The organism is Dyadobacter fanqingshengii (assembly GCF_023822005.2).
Lineage (GTDB): Bacteria > Bacteroidota > Bacteroidia > Cytophagales > Spirosomataceae > Dyadobacter > Dyadobacter fanqingshengii.
Window position 1 is genome coordinate 1,089,344 of record NZ_CP098806.1, and the last position, 16,887, is coordinate 1,106,230.

The window sequence follows — 16,887 nt, forward strand, 5'->3', positions numbered from 1 at the left end:
TTATTTCTTATCATAAATGACCGGCAATAGTCGGTCATTTCGTTTTTGGTTGCTAGCGTCCATCAGTAACTTGCGCCTTCTTGCAGCTTATCACTCAAAGTTGTCTCAAAAAATAATGAAGAAAATACTGTTCGTACTAACGCTGGCTGTATTCAATTTAATGCTTGTTCACGCGCAAAACAGCGAACCAGCACTTCGCGTTGATATCCCCATTGACTCGATACGCCTGAGCGACCCTTTTATTTTGGCAGACAAAATCACCTCCACGTACTACATGACCGGAACAGGAGGGAGGTTATGGAAAAGCAAAGACCTTCGGAAATGGACAGGTCCATATAAAATCGCACAAACAGACCCTCAATCATGGATGGGGTCGAACCCGATGATATGGGCGGCGGAAATCCATTATTATAAAGGCAAATATTACTATTTCGCCACATTTACCAACAAAGCCATTCGGGTAGGAGACAACCTTGAACGCCGGGCCAGCCACGTGCTGGTCAGCGACAAACCCGACGGACCTTACGTGCCGATGAAGGACTCCGTTTATCTGCCCGCAGATAAATTGACATTGGATGCCACATTATGGACGGATACGGATGGTAAATCGTACATGATTTATTGCCATGAATGGTTGCAGAATGACAACGGAACGGTGGAAAAAATAGAGCTGAAACCCGATCTCAGCGGCACCATCGGAGGCGGAAAGATCCTGTTCCTGGCCAGCGATTCTCCGTGGAGCCGTGAGAAAGAAAAGGACGGTAAGGACCGCCCGAATAAAGTTACAGACGGCCCGTGGCTATTCCGCACGCAAACCGGGAAGCTGGGCATGCTCTGGACTAGCTGGATCTATGACGTATATACCCAGGGTGTTGCTTATTCCCAAAGCGGCACTTTGGATGGTCCATGGATACAGGAGAAGGAGCCAGTTAACGGTTCAAATTTTGGCCACGGAATGCTTTTCCGCACATTTGACGGTAAGCTGCTCATGTCCATTCACAGTCATAAAAGCATTAATAACCGCACTGTGCGAATTCCTCATTTATTTGAAGTGGATGATTCAGGGGATAAAATTGTGGTTGGGAAGGCATTTAATTGATTTTTGTAGAACTATTTTATGCTTTAATTTTGAAAGATTTTCTATAATTCTTAACATTACTGATGATTAATCCTCCGTTACCAGGTAATGAAACGCTTTTTATTCTCAACGACTTTAATTTTTTCGCTGCATTTGATTACACCCGGCTTTGCACAAAAGCCCGGCTTGCCTTATAACAGGTTCACAGGAGAAATCACGCAAACGCAAGTTGTAAAAACTGACCAGTCCAGAGACAAGGCTTTCAGTGCTATAAAAGCGTGGATATCCAAGACTTATCCCAATTATCGGGAAGTTGTGCGGGCCGAAGATATGAGTTCCGGCAGGATCATTATCCAGGACCGCGAACCCATTAATTCCAATCGGTTCAAATCTTTCAGTTACCGCGTTACTATTGATGTAAAAGATGGGCATTACACCTGCACGATCAACAATGTTAAGACGCTAAGCCTTGGATCTGCTGCATACGCATCCGCAGATATGGATTTTTCAAACATGGGGATGTATGGGCAGGACATTGATGACATCAGCCGTCAAATTTCCATCACCAAAAACAAAAAGGCACTCGCCAAGCTCTATAAAAACCGTAGCGTTCTTAAATCGCTCCTATCGGATTACGACAAATCCCACTACAAGATGAGCGCACAATTCAATATGATCCAAACCGGCCTCCTCGAAGCAGTCTCAGGCACAAGCTCACTGGCAGCGTATTGATTGTGTTATTGATATCAATTAAACCCCGTCAAGGCACAATCGTGAACAGATACACTGTGAAGAGAACCAGGAGTGCGATGCCTTGCATGATGGTTGTGCGGCCGGTTCAAAGAGACAGCGCGACGGTGGAAAGTGAGAGGAGTGTTCCGGCGGGTTGAGGAAAAGTTCGATTCTTAATTGTCTCGTATGCTTAGATTTAATTACAACATGGACACTATCATGCGAATAAAGGTCTTGCTTAACACGGTTTTTGCTGTCGCTGTTATGCTTGCCGCTGGTAAACCCGCAGTCGGACAAATTAAACCATCCGGCGCGGCAGACACCAGCTTTTCGGTGATGGGTTCGTATCGCAGTGAAATCAGGCATCACCCGGACATTCGCATGGCAGATCCCACCATGCCCGCCTCTGTGAATGCAAGCCGTAATATTCCGTATCGGCAAAACCGGTCGGGCCGAAATTTGTTACTGGACATTTATCAACGAAAACAGAGACTACCGAAACCGGTGCCTGCAATCCTGATGGTCCATGGTGGTGGCTGGCGCTCGGGTGACCGCACACACAACACCACACTGGCACAACGACTCGCAGAAAAAGGCTTCATTACAATCACCGCAGATTATAGTTTATCAACGGAAGATTTATTTCCAGCGGCAGTTTATGACCTAAAAGCCGCCATTCGCTGGATCAGGGCACATGCGGGAGAGTATAACATCGACACATCCCGGATTGCCGTTCTTGGTTTTTCGGCAGGAGGGGAGCTGGCTGCGTTCATTGGCGCGACTAATGGGAACAAAAAATTTGAGGGTTCGGGAGAGCATATGGCATATTCCAGCGCCGTGCAGGCCGTGATTGACATTGACGGCATTCTCGCATTCATACATCCGGAATCTGGCGAGGGTGATGAATCAAAATCAATTTCCGCCGCGACATATTGGTTTGGTTATCCTAAAAGCGAACGGGCTGAGCTTTGGAACGATGGTTCTCCTATTACGCATGTGAGCAGTAAGTCGCCGCCTTATTTGTTCATTAACAGCTCGGTAAGCCGCATGCATGCGGGCAGGGAAGATTTTATCAAAAAGCTGAATGGCTTTAACATTTACAGTGAGGTGAAAACATTTTCCGACGCGCCGCATACATTCATGTTTTTTGATCCCTGGTTTAACCCAACGCTGAAATCAATTGACGATTTCATGAGTCGTATCTTTCCCGCCAAATGAGCAAAGAAATCGCAGCAGCGTTTCCAAGTCATTCCGATGGCTGATTAGCATGATTCTTTTAAGTTCGCTGACTAATCCTGCTAGTTAGGCGCGCGGATTGGAAACAGGAACATCAAAAATGAGTTTGACAAATATTACGATTATCGGCGGCGGAGCCTGTGGCATATCAGCATTTATAGAGCTTTTTCTTCAATTGCGCATCGCAAAAAGTCACCAAAAAGTCAGCATTACCATCATTGAGGAGAACCCGGAAATCGGGAAAGGACTTGCTTTCGGGACCAAGCAACCGGGTCATATTCTCAACACCCAGGCCGATTTAATGGGAATCCATTTTACAGAACCCCAGCATTTCAGCGACTGGCTCATTGAGCATGATGCACGCATTGGTCATGAAGTTGTTGATAATCAAGGTGAAAATAAAGCATTTACGACCCGGCGACTGTACGGGGATTATCTGAAAGAGCAGTTTGAACATTATTTTGAGCTGGCGAAAAAAGAAGGCATGGCTGTGGAGGTCATCCGCGCAAGCGCCATCAAAGTAACCAAGCTGAAATCCGGGTTCAATGTGCATTTGTCGGGAAGCAGGAAGCATTCATGCGACTTTATGCTGCTGGCGCCAGGGACGCCGGTTGCCAATAATTATCCGCATCTGGATAAAAAGAAAAACTATTTCGGCTCTCCCTGGCCATCGACGCCCATTCTGGACAACATTCCTAAAAATGCAGATGTCGCCATTTTGGGTTCCAGCCTGAGCGCAGTTGATGCTTTAATGACTTTGGCCGATAATGGTTACAAAGGAAAAATCACCTGCTATTCTCCCGACGGACTGATGCCCCGCGTGCAGCCCGAAGAGCAGCAAATGATCAAATGCCAGTTCCTGACGCTGAAAAAGCTGCACGAAATCCAGCGGAATGAGCTGCGAAATCCAACAATAAAAGAAATATTCCGGCTTTTTATGCAGGAAGCTGAGGCCTTTGCTGGTAAAAAAATCGATTGGAAGGCAACGACAAGAATCGGAAAGCCGGCGGATCAGCTTCTTAAAGAAGACATTGAAATCGCAAAAAACGGCGGTGATGCACTCACCAACATTCCTTATTCGCTTCGGTATGAGAGTTCGGAAATGTGGAAATGGCTGGACGAATCGGAAAAGCTGAAATTCAAGAAATGGCTGGGCGCACACTGGGCCGTAAGCCGTCATTGTATGCCGCTCGTGAATGCGGAAAGGGTTAATCAGCTTTTTGAGACCCAACAACTACGCATTGTCCCGGGTTTGAAGAAGGTGGTTTTCGACGAGACCAGGAAAGGATTTGTGCTAACCTGTGAGGAAGGGCAGGAATCGGTCGAAAAATACGTCATTAACGCCACGGGCCCGGCTTCGGCGGTCAAAATGATGAAGTCGGAGCTGATGCAGAACCTGGCTAAGGCAAACTTGATCGAACCGGAAGATGCAGGTGGGATCAAGATCAATACCGAGACAATGCAGGTGATCACCGGCAAAAAGGCTTATCCCAATTTCTACGCAGTCGGGCACATTACAAATGGTCTGCTGCTGGACGTGAATGCGGTTTGGTTTAATGTTAAAATGATCGGCAATTTATCTCGTCACCTTATCAGCCAGATCATTGGAAACCCTTCTTAAACTTTACGGGGAGCTGCTGCCCGTCATGGCATTCATACCCGCCGGCTATTTAATCGCCAGGAAATTCAATTTCAACTCCGGTTACATCAGCAAGCCATTGATCAATGTGCTCTTGCCTTTGCTTGTTTTCACCAACATGCTCGACGCGGAGGCTTCCAAGCTGGTCGTATTGCCCATTTTGACGTTTCTGCTCGCATTAGGGATGAATTTTGCGGCCAAAATGATACAGAATAAACTGGCTTCTGAAACTGACCCTTTGCTACTACGCAGCTCCTTTTCATTTTTTAACGTGGCTTTTTTCGGCATCCCAACGGTTACTGCGCTTTTTGGCGAAGACAAAGTGAATGTCTTGATCTGCATTTATCTGGGCTCCGCGCTGTATGGTGATACAATTGGTTATTTTCAAATTGCTAAGACCAAATATCCGACCGGAAAAGCATTAAAGGAAATGCTGAGCATTCCTTTTCTCTATGTTTTCATGGCAGGAATCATCTGTAAAATTGCCGGGTTGGAAACCCCGGAATTTGTCAAACCTGTCCTCAATGTTGTCAGCTTTGCCGTATCAGCAGCCGGAATGATGATTGTCGGTTTTCAATTGGCCGATGTCGATTTTAAGCATATTAAGATTCCGTATTTTTCCAAATTACTTGGCTTCCGCACGCTCGCAGCCGTGGTTATACTTTCCGTTGTTGCATTTGCAGCTTCTTTTATCGCGAAGGATTTGGAAGCGGAAGATTATAAAATGCTGGCCCTGGTTCCGCTTTTCCCGATTGCTGCAAATGTTACCGTATTTGCGGCCTTCCTCAAAGCGGATGAAGAGCAGTCTTCGATCCTGGTCTTTTTATCCATGTTGCTTTCGGTTGTACTCGTTTCGATAGCAACATTTTTCCTGCAATAGCAGGAAATGAAGGAGAGTTTTCAATGAGAACGCATAAACGAAACGCGAATTTACAATAATCTTACTGCCATGTTATGCTTGTGCATTAGGCTCCTGTTTTGACTGAAAACGGATTCTGACGAGCGTTCCGGTTGCTGGCTTGCTTTCAATATCCATGGTTGCTTTCATGAGTTCGCATATTTTTTTAACAATGAAAAGCCCGAGTCCTTCGCTTTCTTTCAAGTGGTCATTCTTGTCAGGAGAAGATGGTGGTGGCGTTTCTGTCTGCAACTGGCTGTGAATGGCTGTCGTGTGGGAAGCGGGTTTGAGCTGTTCTGCAAACAGTGCAGCAGGAGTGTTTTCCTGGAAGCCAGGGCCCGTATCTTGTATGCTCAAAACCCATCGTGCTTCGTTCTCATTTGCCCAGCTAATGTATATGCCACCCTTTTCGGTGTATTTCAATGCATTATAAAGCAGGTTCTGCAATATGCGCTGTATCTGGACTCTGTCACTCGCTATTTCCAGCTTTTGCGGACCATCGGCAGTTAGCGTCAGTTTCCGCATTTCGGCGACGGGTCGCGCATTTTCCATCGTTTCCCTGATCAACGCACTGACATCAAAGCGCTTGATATCCAACGTTTCCTGACCTGCTTCCATACGTGCGTAGTCAGTCAGTTGCAGGAGCATATCGCGCACTGAGGTCAGATTGCGGTTGATAATGGTCATCAGTTCGGATCGTTCCTCCTCGGAAGAAGGTGTCTGCGAAAGTTGAGAAGCCATTAACATGACACTGAAACTAGACCGCAGGTCGTGCGAACTGTGCCTCAGATGTTCATTTCTTTTTTTGCCCATCTGATGCAGCTGTTCCAGCGCAGTTTGCAGGCTGGCAGCCTGTTCCGCTGCCGCTGTTTGCCGGAGCTCGTTGTAGGAAATAACACTCCCACGGCTGGCTTCTGAGTACATCCGGTTGAGCTCGCGATAGATATGTGAAGCGTTTTCCGTATTCAGTTTCGTATAATCCGGATCAAAAATGGCCACCTCAGCAATCAGGATCGCGAAAAGGTGTTCCAGCTCGATCACCAGATCGCTCAACGAATAACCACTTTGCCAGCGGTGCAGCCCGTGCTGGCTGGAAATCACGACCGGGTCGTAGGATGGTTTTGTTAACGTCAGGCGCTGGTCTAAAATGTCCAGCAATAACGGGACCTGATCGTTGAATTCTTCTCTTGAAAAACTGCTTTTACTGCTAAGCGTGGGATCTGCATCGCATCTCTCACGCCATTTGTTAAGCAGCACTTCCCTGCGTGTGCGTAGAAAAGCGGCCATTTCTCCGGCCTGGGTAAGTTTTTCAGCTTTACGTTTCGCCATATTCGGTAGTTATGTGTCAAAAAAAGGCTTTCAAACCTTTCTGCAAATACCATACCGGTCCGGATAGCGCGTTGCAACCACAAACGGGTTGCGCGGCTTGTTCATCCGGTTTGCCTTACGTCCAGAACCTGGAATTTCTTCATGCCGGCAGGCATTTTCCATTCCACCGTTTCGCCCTTGCAAAGCCCTATCAGCGCTGCGCCCATGGGTGTCAGGACGGAGATTTTCTTCTGCTTGATATCTGCAAGAGCAGGCATAACAATAGAAAACTCCATTTCTTTATTAGTTGTCAACTCCCTGACTTTCACCTCGGAATTTAAACGAATGCTGTCGGGCGGTAATTCGTCGTTTTCCACCACTATCGCGCGGTTCAGTTCGTAGGAAAGTGACATTTCGTTTGCGTTGGTGCTGCTGAAATTTTCGGCAAATTGCTTTAACATGCGAAAATCGTCTTCACCCAGTATCACGTGATTTCTTTGTGTATTCATGATCATTAAATTAAAAGTTAAAATCGCATTGCCTTATAGCATCGCGAACCGGCCCTTATGCGAAAGAGCTGGCAGCCAGTTGGTGAAAAACCCGTTCGTCCAACTTGTAGCGGTCATTTAAAGTAAGGCTGCTCCGTGCATTAAAAAGCGCATGGTTTACCGCATTGTACATGAGCCAGTAGGAGGGGCTGGCCCCTAAAATCCGTTCTTCCAACCGGAGCCTTTCCTGCGCCTGCTTAGCCAATTGAACGGGAATCGGCAATTTTCTGAGCATTCCCTCATCCGCCTTCGTCATGGTGCGCTGCTGCAAATGTTCGTAAATAGTTGCCGTCAGCGTGGGACGTGCCTTTTTTTGCCCAACAAGCATTTCATATAGCTGCGACTGGAAAAGCTCCGGTGTCAGGCGGCTGTGGTGGATTTTACGCAATTCCTGTGTACCCTTAACAGGTTGCTTTTTGTCCTTTGTTTTAGGTTTATCTTCCAGCCAATGTTGATAGTCTGGAAGTTTTCCAAAGGAATCGGCCCAGCCCATGAGGCCATTCTGGCAAATGGCCCGGTACATGCTTGTCCCTGGCTTATTGCCTTCGCTCGCCATGGTTGTAAACGTCTGTCCCTGAATGGTTAGCGGCGTTTTGCCATTGTAACTGTTGGTCAGGATCATGCTGCGCTGCAAACTTTCACTTCCGATAGAAAACCCATCCGAAAGGATAATGCTGATGCTAAATTCGCCTGTGCTCGTGTGTTTTATCTGCACCGTATAATTTTCCCCAAACACCTTGTCGATCACTTCACGGATCCAGACATTTGGAATAATGGCATAATCCGCACTTTGAATCCCGAAAATCGTCTTTCTGCCCCGCAAGGGCTCGCCCACGATAAGTTGCTGGCGATCCGTTGCAATAATGTCGTAATCCGGCAAAAGATCGGTCAGCCAAACAGGATTAACAGGATAACAGATGTCATCCCAGTCGTTTGTTAAAACCGGTTGCGCACTAATATAAGTCATCGCTCATTTTTATTTTTACAGCTGTAAATTTACAGCCATATTAAATCAAAACAAAATCCGAGCAGTTTAATTGCGTTAACCTTGTTTTTTTTGGAATTAATAATTTAACGCGTGGCCGCTTTCTGTTCCAACCGCTTCATTGCGCTTTTAACCGCTTGCATATAGGAGCCTTTCCTGCTTGCATTATAGGCCTCCAGATCTTTTAACAATTCGGGTAAATAAACGAATTTGCGCGCGTTAATGTAATGTTCTTTCAAAGCATCCGCATCGGCTGAATTGCCCAGATTTTGCGCAATCAAAATCTCGCCGGCCCGGACAAAATGTTCGTACAAGCACGATTTCCAGGTCGTATATGCCTGGTCGGACATGGCCTGGGAAATGGGTTCGTACAGACTTTGCGTCGCTGTTATCAATTCGCCCGGAAGCTGGTCGATGGCTGAATTGACGAAGGAATGCCCGAACTCGTGCGTGCTGAGTTCGAGCAAATGTTTTTTGTTATCAAAACCCATATCAGGTGGTGAACCGGCTGCGTATTTGGGTGGAGCAAAGGATCCGAAAATATGAAAAGCACGCGTTTTTTCACCTGAATTGTATTTTACGCCAAAGCCCATTCCCGGCGGGATCATCAGGCTCGGCACCAGAATGTAACTGTCAAGATGTCCCTGATAAAAGCTCTCCATCGCAGGCACAAAGCGATTATCCGGGAGCCCGGCTGTGACCTGACTTTTTGCATTTTCGTATTTGCCTGCGTTTTGGTGCAAATACGATCCAAAATCCACCTCCTTATATAGTCCGTTCATGGCAGCAATAAAAGCAGAGGCATTTTTTCTGGCTTCGGAAGAATCACGTTTTGGTGAAAATCTCAAATAATAAGTGGGTGCAATGTCATCTTTCAGTTTCGCATTGGGAAAATCATCCAGCTGCACCAGCAGGTTCAGAAAATAGTCTAGCCAAATGTTTTGTGCAAAACCGATTGCAACCGCCAGATGTTTGCTGTTGGCGAAGGATTTATATTGCTGATAGACGTCCAGGCCGTAGGCATAACGGGCTTTGGTTCTGCTGGAATAACCTTCCGTTTCAGACTGCGCGCCCTCGTATCCAAGGAAATATACAAATCCGAGCAACTCGGCATTTGTATTAATCTGTATTTCAAAACCGCGGTCACCTTGCCTCGGGTTCGTCTGAGAGAAAGCATGAAAAGACCAGAATAAAGTGGTCAGGAGTAAGAGTTGCTTGTACATGATTCAAATGTCGAATTGGTTGGATTTCGGGCAAAACAAGCGGATGGCGTGCTCCTTTGCGCCTCGAAACACATTTTCGGACGTCCGGAATCATGATCCTGGACATTCTTTCTTTGCTCAGAATGCGAGTTTTTACTTCTGCACCAGCAGATATTGTGATGGGGACTTACCAGTATGCTGCCTGAATACCTGGTTGAATGTTGATTTGGAATTGAAACCTGCCTCAAATGCAAGAGCAAGTACGGTCTTGTGCTGTTCTTTGGGATCGCCAAGTTTGCGGATCACTTCCTCTACGCGAAAGCCATTCACGAAATTATTGAAATTGGAAGCGCAATGCGTATTGATGAGATAGGAAACATATCGCGGAGGCAAATGTAATTGGGAAGCCAGTTCTTCCAATGTTAGCTTAGATTGGATGTGCAGACTATCCTGATGGAAGGCGGCATGGAGCTTTTTTAGCTCAGCCAGGTCGTCGTAATGCAGGAAGTCGGGCTTTTCTGCGACTTTTGGTTTGGGCAAAGTTGGTAAATTGAAAAAAGTCGGGCTTAAATAACCGATGTAACCCAAGCCAAACAAACAGATCGTCAAAAGCGCTTCAACACCAGCGAAAACGGGCCATTTGAAAACCACTCCCGCAATCCATAACAGTGTCAGGATCAGCAGAAAAGTAAAAAATCCATAAAGCCTGAAATAATCCCCTGACTTTAAAGCAAACCCAAGGCCTTTCCACGCAGATTGAAACGCGAATAATTTCCGGCCATAAACGCTTAAAACGATGCACATGCCTATGATCGGGAGGATTTCGGTAAAGAAAAACCAGACCGGAATGTCGAGTAGGGATGGCAATGACCGGTTAGTAGAACGAGCGTAAGTGCGCCATAATGATCTGATCGTCAGTTCGAGCAAAATAGGGGCAAAAAGCAGCGCGTAGCGCTTTTTGAAAACATAATCCCGCTCAGTTGTAAGCTTCGCAAAGAACCATAATGAGAGCGGAAGCAATAAATAGCTCTGAAAATTCCAGAACGGAATGGCGTAGGATGCCTTATGATAGCGAACCTGGATTCCCCACGCATTCAGGATTTCAAGAGCCAGCACAAACAAGATAATACCCAGAAAAATACTGGCGCGTTCTTTCTTTATTCCTCTGACGATCAGCGATATGCTGAGGAGCATGCCTTGCCCGAAGGCCAGCATATATAGGACCGCTTTCCAGTTTTCCATGCTTTAATTTCAATGATAGCGCCGTGAGGAAATGTTGTTGTGAAGTTACAGAAACAATAAATAAAAATACGGCTGATCGATCAAGGGACCAACCAGTCTCATAACCGTTCTTGCAGCCGAATGGCGAAGTGATAAATGCATCAAACAATAAATTTGAAAATTTCAATTTAAGAACGCTTTTTGCGCAGCTCACTCAGATATTCGGGCGTGAAGCCCAGGTAGGACGCCAGCATATACTGCGGCACGCGCTGAACAAATCGCGGGTAGTTGTCGACAAAATGCTGATAGAGCTTTTCCCGTGACATGTCGTGGTGGAATTTCATCCGCACCTGGGCGGCGCCATAACCGCGCTGGTATATGAACCGGAAATATCTTTCCAGTTTGGGGAATCGTTGCAAAAGCTTTTCCTGGGCCGCCACATCAATGACCATCAACTGCGAATGCTCCACGGCTTGAATCGTGAAATCCGTGTTGTTCTGTAATGTGAATGCTGAAAAGTCGGTGAGCCACCAGTTTTCCAGGGCAAACTGAATGGTTTGCTCAATTCCCTTTTCACTCAAATGAAACATGCGGATGCAGCCTTCCACAACAAAGAAAAGAGAAGAACAGGGGTGGCCTGCCTCCACAAGATTTTGCTTTTTCTTCACGCGGACCGATTGGAAAAATGACAATAGCAATGCTTCATCTTCGGCAGCCACTTCAACCTGCATGCTGATATGTTGGATAAGCGGATGCCTCATTGCCTGGCTTTGATTTGGATCAATGCGGGCGAAATTAGCAAATGTTGTTTTAATACAGATGAGCCGGTATGGTTATTTAAGCTGATAATCCAGCTGCATTTAATCCCGCAGCACTACAAAGACATTTTATGGACAATTTTACAATGCTTCAATTTTTTGAATGGTACTGTCCCGCAGATGGAACACTGTGGAACCTTTTTAAAAAAGAAGCCCCGCGACTGAAAAATATAGGCATTGACTCAGCGTGGCTGCCGCCAGCGCACAAAGGAATGGAAGGAGCGGAATCCTCAGGTTACGATTCGTACGATTTGTATGACCTGGGCGAATTTGATCAAAAAGGTTCAGTAAGAACAAAGTACGGAACCAAAGAGGAACTGATTGACGCCATTGCTGCTGGCAAGGAAGCAGGTTTGCAGGTGTATTGCGACATTGTTTTAAACCACATGGGCGGTGCCGATGAGAAAGAAATGGTGCCCGTAAAGGAAGTGACGCCGGAAAACCGCAACGAATTCGTGAGCGATACTTTCGAAATTGAGGCTTATACGAAATTTACATTTCCAGGCAGGGCAGGGCGGTATTCACAATTTGTATGGGATTACCAATGTTTTTCAGGGGTGGATTTTAATGCATCAACTGAGCAGAGCGCCATTTACAGCATTCAAAACCAATATGGCGGCGGCTGGCAGGATGTAATGGACCTGGAAAACGGCAATTATGATTACCTGATGCTCTCAGATATTGAATTCCGCAATCCGCATGTACGGCAAGAGTTGAAAAACTGGGGCGAATGGTTTGTCGAAACTGTGAATTGTGACGGATTCAGGCTGGACGCGATCAAACATATGGACCCGACATTCTTCAATGAATGGCTGGACCATCTGCGCGGGAAATATCAGAAAGAGTTTTACACAGTGGGCGAATACTGGGCACCGTACGATCTGGGTTCCATGCTCGCTTACATTGAAGCAACCGGCAAGCGCGTTTCGCTTTTCGACGCACCGTTACAAGCCAATTTTTTCAGAGCTTCAAAGGAAAATGAACATTACGATCTCCGAACGATATTGGACGAAACGTTGGTTCAGGCAATGCCGGAGCTGGCAGTAACACTGGTCGAAAATCACGACACACAACCCCTGCAATCGCTGGAACAGACCGTCGAAGGCTGGTTCAGGCCAATGGCCTATGCGATCATTTTGCTCCGGGAGGCCGGTTATCCATGCGTTTTTTACACCGATTTATACGGTTCAAATTACAAGGATAAAGGCAACGACGGCCAGGAACATGAAATCACCCTTGAAAAATTGGATGTGCTTGAAACGCTGTTATACGTAAGAAAAAAGCTTGCATACGGCACGCAGCATGAATATTTCGACGACATCAATTGCATTGGCTGGACGCGCGAAGGAGATGATTCTCATGAAAATTCCGGCTGCGCGGTTATAATCTCCAATCATGAAAATGTTTCCAAAACAATGTTTGTAGGGAAGCAGCATGCCGGCAAAACGTTTGTCGATTACCTGAACTTCGTCACAGAACCTGTCACAATCGGTGACGATGGTCATGGAGAATTTAAAGTGAACGGGCGTTCAGTGAGTGTCTGGGGAATTGAGACTGCCAAAGATTGAAGAACGGCGAAATGAATTCCGGAATAATACTATTTCTAAAACTAATTATAATGCATTACTATCTTAAAATTATTTTTAAATGTAGATAATTAAGTTTTATAGTAATCAAGTTTAAGCATCTCCCAAAAGCAACCTGATCAGGTTGCTTTTTTGCGTTTTTGACCTTTCATTTTATAGATCAAAAACCGCTAAATCAAAACGAATACCGCTAAATAAACATAAAGCTTCCAGATATAAAGCTTCTCGAATTTTCATGGTTGTTTTGCACCGCGTTAGCAGAAACTATATCTCTCACATTTTAAATAGGAACATTTGAAAAGAAAAAAATCACTATAAAAACTGGTTAAAAAATCCAGCTAAAATCTCGTTAAAATCAAAATTTAATTAAAACCTATTTTAAGAAGTATTACACAACAGATCATGAAAAATATTATCAAAAGTATCGCACTGTTAGGACTTACATTCACACTATTTAATTGCAGTAATTCCAATGATCCAGCTCCTTCCGGAAATTCCCAATTGATTCAAAAGAATGCTGCCGCAAACACACTGACAGAAGAATCATACGCAGGGAATACAGGTCAGGGAACGATGGGACAGGGTTCAATTAATTCACGTTATGCATGGAAATTAGCCAAAACATTAGATGTCCCAACCGGAAAAGGATTCAATTTAACATCGCCTTTTGCCATTACATCTGAAACAACCGGAGACATTGCATGGGACGAATATGGCTGCTATTACGCATTGAAACCATTGAAGGTTTCATTCAGCAATCTCAAAATAGTAGATATATCTTCGATCACCCAGGCTTCTTTAAAAAACCTTCCATTTAATCAAGTTCCAATTGCGAATGCACCTGCAGGCTCAGCTTTCTGGACCAACTATATGCCGGTTAAAACAGTAATTGCCTGCAAAACTGCAACAGGGAAATATTATTTATTAGAAGTAGCAGCTGACAATCCTTTGAAAGTGAATATATATCATTGGGCATTGCTGATCTGACGTTTTAAATCAGCAACCCTTTTATGAATGCCCACCCGCCGCCTCTTTGCTTCAAGCAAAACAGGCGGCATTTTTTTATTTCACTTATTTCCCTGTCCTGGTTTTAGCCTCTTTTTTACGGCTTCTTTGTCACCGGATTTGACGCGGCGTTCCAACTTCTTAATATCTTCTTCTGATGGCAAATTCTCTGGTTTGATGCCACTCTTTTCCAAAAGCATTCTTATGTCGCCGTTATTCTGGACATGTTCTTCTGAGATTTTACTTTCGCCTCGAAGGTCATTTTTGTTAACATTGAAATTGGTTATTTCAGCAGCCAATTGTTTGGCAGATATTGTAATGGTTGGCAAAAAGTCAGCAAGAGGGCGATTTTCAGCGATCCCTAATTTGCGCTTCATTTCGCTGGTGTTGTTGCCACCGAATAACGCACCATCGCCTTTACTCCGGATATTTGCGAAACCTTTGCTGTCAACGCCTCTTTCAAAAATATTTTTAGACAATTGTGATTCGGTAACGGCCAATTTTTCTCTGGCTTGCAGGCGTTCCATCAGTCGGATTCGCTCTTCTATTAACTCCTGCTTACGTGTTTGTATAGCAAAGTAGCTTTGTGCAAAGGCGATCTGATCTTTCTTTGGATCTCCGTTCTGGGCTATCAGATAGCAAGCATACCTCGTAAGCATTATATCGTGCTGCTCTCTTGCTGCACCAAAACCTATGGTGACCATTTTGTTGACGTCAACAAAATGATCTGAAATGCTCTCAGAGGTGTTTTTGCATCCCTCTTTCGCTTTTTCAATTGCATTCGTAAAATTTCGCCACTCGTTATAACCGAGCAAAATTTGCAGTTCCCGTGCAAGCCAATATTCTATCCCATCTTGCTCATACGCAGCTTCTTCAAAGGTTTTGCTCAACTGGGTGATCACCGAAGTTTCCATAGTGTGTTTTTTGGTTTTAGACATAATTGATTTCACCAAATATATAAGGTTCGATATCTGAATAAATAACCGTAGGGAAACTCAAATGAGCCACATAATAAATAGGAAAAAATCTTACCCGGCTGGCAAGAACAATCATGAAATCTAATATAAGGCTTTATTGGAAATTAGCATTCTGGACCATTTTGTTGACGTCAACAAAATGGTCCAGAATGCTGGAAAGGTCGATTTTGCGATAATTTTGAAAAACTAGTCCTTCTTAAACTCCTTACTCTCATTCCCCTGCCTTAATATCAATTTCTTACTTTCCGGCTGGAAGTCGAAGGTTGCGCTGGCGGATGTGAATGCGAATTTATCTTTGCCCAGGGTTTGAAGCTGTGCTGGTTCCTGGCCTGTAACTTGCACGAATAACTGCTTTTCTTTGCGTGTGAAGTTGAGTTTGTAATTGACGTCCGCATTGCTGTAAATGCCCTCGTACTGATTTAAATCCAGCATTCCAATCTCCTTCGCCATGGCAATGATATCAGCAACTTTGTCCGTTTCTGTAATGCCTTCCATGGATTCCAGCCTGGCCATGATTCCCCAGCCGTAAAAATCGTTCGCGACGCCGATCAGCAGCTCGTTTTCACCCGGCCTCAGACTTAATAGGGTGGAAGTATTGTTGATTGAAATCCGGCCTTCGGGATATTTTCGCATTCCCTGGGCGAACAGATTTTTGTCAACAAATATTATCTGGTTATTTAAAAACACCCAAATTTCATCGCTAACGCCCAGATGAAGGTTCGTTTTAACAGCCTCTTTTGCAGTGATTTTTGTTTTTAACCAAACTACACGCCGACTTTTACTGCCTCCATACTTGCGGGTCAGGCTTATCAGGCCTCGTCGTTCCGCAGAGATGGTGTCGGTAAAGGCCGAAACCTGCGGCAAATTGCGAAAGGACAGTTCCTGGCCGTCGGGTAAGTTTTGCGGGGCGGTTACGGCCCACTGCCTGAGAAATGTGGCGTCATTATCGGTAAGATCTGGTAATGCTAGTGGGCTAAGTCCTTCCGTTTCATTTGGTTTAACCTGGACATTTGCAATGTATGATGAGCCTTCAAAAGCAATGCTGCCTTCTGCCTCATTCCCTTCCAGTTTGGGGATATCCAAAACAGGTTGAAGCGCATTGTTCAGAAAAACCTGCATTCTGGCACCGGCTATAACCAGCTTCACGTGATTCCATTCATCCGCTCTTGCCATGGCAGGAGCCTGATACTCAGGATACATATCCCACATATTGACGCCATCAAAATACGGCGTGTATTGAATGCCCTCGCTCGCCAGTTTGTTGCCCATTTTCCCTGCTCTCAAATACACGATCTCCTGTTCTTTTTCGTCTTTTCTGTGAAAATAGATGGAAAGTGCAAACTCAGGGAGAACGGGTTGAATGTCATACTCGATGGTGCCGTCTTTGAAAACCACATTCTTCAAAACAACCTGGCCGGAACCCTGAGAAATCTTCATGGCCTTCTGGCCTTTGTAATCCTCAAACTTCACCTTCCCTTCCTTAAAATCCCATTTTTCCGCCGCCATAGCAACCTGGTAGTCGGCCTTTTTAGGTGCTGCAATTTCTTTCTTCTTTTGTCCAAAGCTTTGAACTGCGAGCAGAATGAACAACATTTGAACGATCTTTTTCATGACATTTTTGCTGTTTAATGTTGTGCAAAAATGCATTCCCGCC

The 16,887-nt window shown here is 45.2% G+C and carries 15 protein-coding genes; 7 read left to right on the plus strand and 8 right to left on the minus strand.

The features are described 5' to 3' along the window. Window positions 1–115 precede the first annotated feature (115 nt). The 5 genes from NFI81_RS04285 to NFI81_RS04305 all read left to right on the plus strand — a co-directional run bounded on the left by NFI81_RS04285 (window position 116) and on the right by NFI81_RS04305 (window position 5,565). Complete coding sequence (locus NFI81_RS04285) at window positions 116–1,099, plus strand: glycoside hydrolase family 43 protein (RefSeq protein WP_234613885.1); 984 nt, start codon at window positions 116–118, stop codon at window positions 1,097–1,099. Window positions 1,100–1,186: 87 nt separating this feature from the next. Continuing rightward, on the plus strand, window positions 1,187–1,810 hold the full coding sequence (locus NFI81_RS04290; protein ID WP_234613883.1) for a DUF4468 domain-containing protein: 624 nt from the start codon (window positions 1,187–1,189) through the stop codon (window positions 1,808–1,810). A gap of 186 nt (window positions 1,811–1,996) precedes the next feature. Next, on the plus strand, window positions 1,997–3,028 hold the full coding sequence (locus tag NFI81_RS04295; RefSeq protein WP_234613881.1) for an alpha/beta hydrolase: 1,032 nt from the start codon (window positions 1,997–1,999) through the stop codon (window positions 3,026–3,028). Between the two features lie 118 nt (window positions 3,029–3,146). After that, window positions 3,147–4,667, plus strand: coding sequence for an FAD/NAD(P)-binding protein (locus NFI81_RS04300; RefSeq protein WP_234613880.1), 1,521 nt, complete (start codon window positions 3,147–3,149; stop codon window positions 4,665–4,667). Next, window positions 4,651–5,565 carry an AEC family transporter gene (locus NFI81_RS04305; RefSeq protein WP_234613878.1) on the plus strand — a complete coding sequence of 305 codons (915 nt, stop codon included), beginning with the start codon at window positions 4,651–4,653 and terminating at the stop codon, window positions 5,563–5,565. The genes NFI81_RS04300 and NFI81_RS04305 overlap by 17 nt, the downstream gene beginning before the upstream one ends. Window positions 5,566–5,637: 72 nt before the next feature. Here the strand turns inward: NFI81_RS04305 and NFI81_RS04310 are convergent, their stop codons facing one another. The 6 genes from NFI81_RS04310 to NFI81_RS04335 all read right to left on the minus strand — a co-directional run bounded on the left by NFI81_RS04310 (window position 5,638) and on the right by NFI81_RS04335 (window position 11,608). Further along, the gene (locus tag NFI81_RS04310; RefSeq protein WP_234613877.1) at window positions 5,638–6,912 is read right to left on the minus strand and encodes a sensor histidine kinase; all 1,275 of its coding nucleotides are present in this window, start codon (window positions 6,910–6,912) and stop codon (window positions 5,638–5,640) included. Between the two features lie 101 nt (window positions 6,913–7,013). Further along, a complete protein-coding gene (locus NFI81_RS04315; RefSeq protein WP_234613876.1) occupies window positions 7,014–7,400 on the minus strand; it encodes a GreA/GreB family elongation factor in 387 nt (128 codons plus the stop codon). 55 nt (window positions 7,401–7,455) lie between these two features. After that, on the minus strand, window positions 7,456–8,406 hold the full coding sequence (locus NFI81_RS04320) for a hypothetical protein (RefSeq protein ID WP_234613873.1): 951 nt from the start codon (window positions 8,404–8,406) through the stop codon (window positions 7,456–7,458). A gap of 104 nt (window positions 8,407–8,510) precedes the next feature. Continuing rightward, window positions 8,511–9,647 (minus strand): DUF4932 domain-containing protein, encoded by a 1,137-nt coding sequence (locus NFI81_RS04325; protein WP_234613871.1) that lies wholly within the window; start codon window positions 9,645–9,647, stop codon window positions 8,511–8,513. Between the two features lie 132 nt (window positions 9,648–9,779). Further along, a complete protein-coding gene (locus tag NFI81_RS04330; protein WP_234613869.1) occupies window positions 9,780–10,868 on the minus strand; it encodes a helix-turn-helix domain-containing protein in 1,089 nt (362 codons plus the stop codon). Between the two features lie 167 nt (window positions 10,869–11,035). Further along, window positions 11,036–11,608, minus strand: a complete 573-nt coding sequence (locus NFI81_RS04335) for a Crp/Fnr family transcriptional regulator (RefSeq protein ID WP_234613867.1) — start codon at window positions 11,606–11,608, stop codon at window positions 11,036–11,038. A gap of 128 nt (window positions 11,609–11,736) precedes the next feature. Between NFI81_RS04335 and NFI81_RS04340 the strand changes: the two genes are divergently transcribed. Together NFI81_RS04340 and NFI81_RS04345 are read left to right on the plus strand one after the other, a co-directional pair. Beyond that, window positions 11,737–13,233 carry an alpha-amylase gene (locus NFI81_RS04340; protein WP_234613865.1) on the plus strand — a complete coding sequence of 499 codons (1,497 nt, stop codon included), beginning with the start codon at window positions 11,737–11,739 and terminating at the stop codon, window positions 13,231–13,233. Between the two features lie 420 nt (window positions 13,234–13,653). Continuing rightward, on the plus strand, window positions 13,654–14,238 hold the full coding sequence (locus NFI81_RS04345) for a hypothetical protein (protein WP_234613864.1): 585 nt from the start codon (window positions 13,654–13,656) through the stop codon (window positions 14,236–14,238). An 80-nt stretch (window positions 14,239–14,318) separates the two neighbouring features. On the opposite strand, the gene dinD is transcribed toward NFI81_RS04345, so the two are convergent. Both dinD and NFI81_RS04355 read right to left on the minus strand, forming a co-directional pair. Next, window positions 14,319–15,194 (minus strand): DNA damage-inducible protein D, encoded by an 876-nt coding sequence (dinD, locus tag NFI81_RS04350; protein WP_234613863.1) that lies wholly within the window; start codon window positions 15,192–15,194, stop codon window positions 14,319–14,321. Between the two features lie 225 nt (window positions 15,195–15,419). Further along, entirely contained in the window at window positions 15,420–16,844 is a 1,425-nt protein-coding gene (locus NFI81_RS04355; RefSeq protein WP_234613861.1) for a hypothetical protein, read from the minus strand. Between the last annotated feature and the right edge of the window lie 43 nt (window positions 16,845–16,887).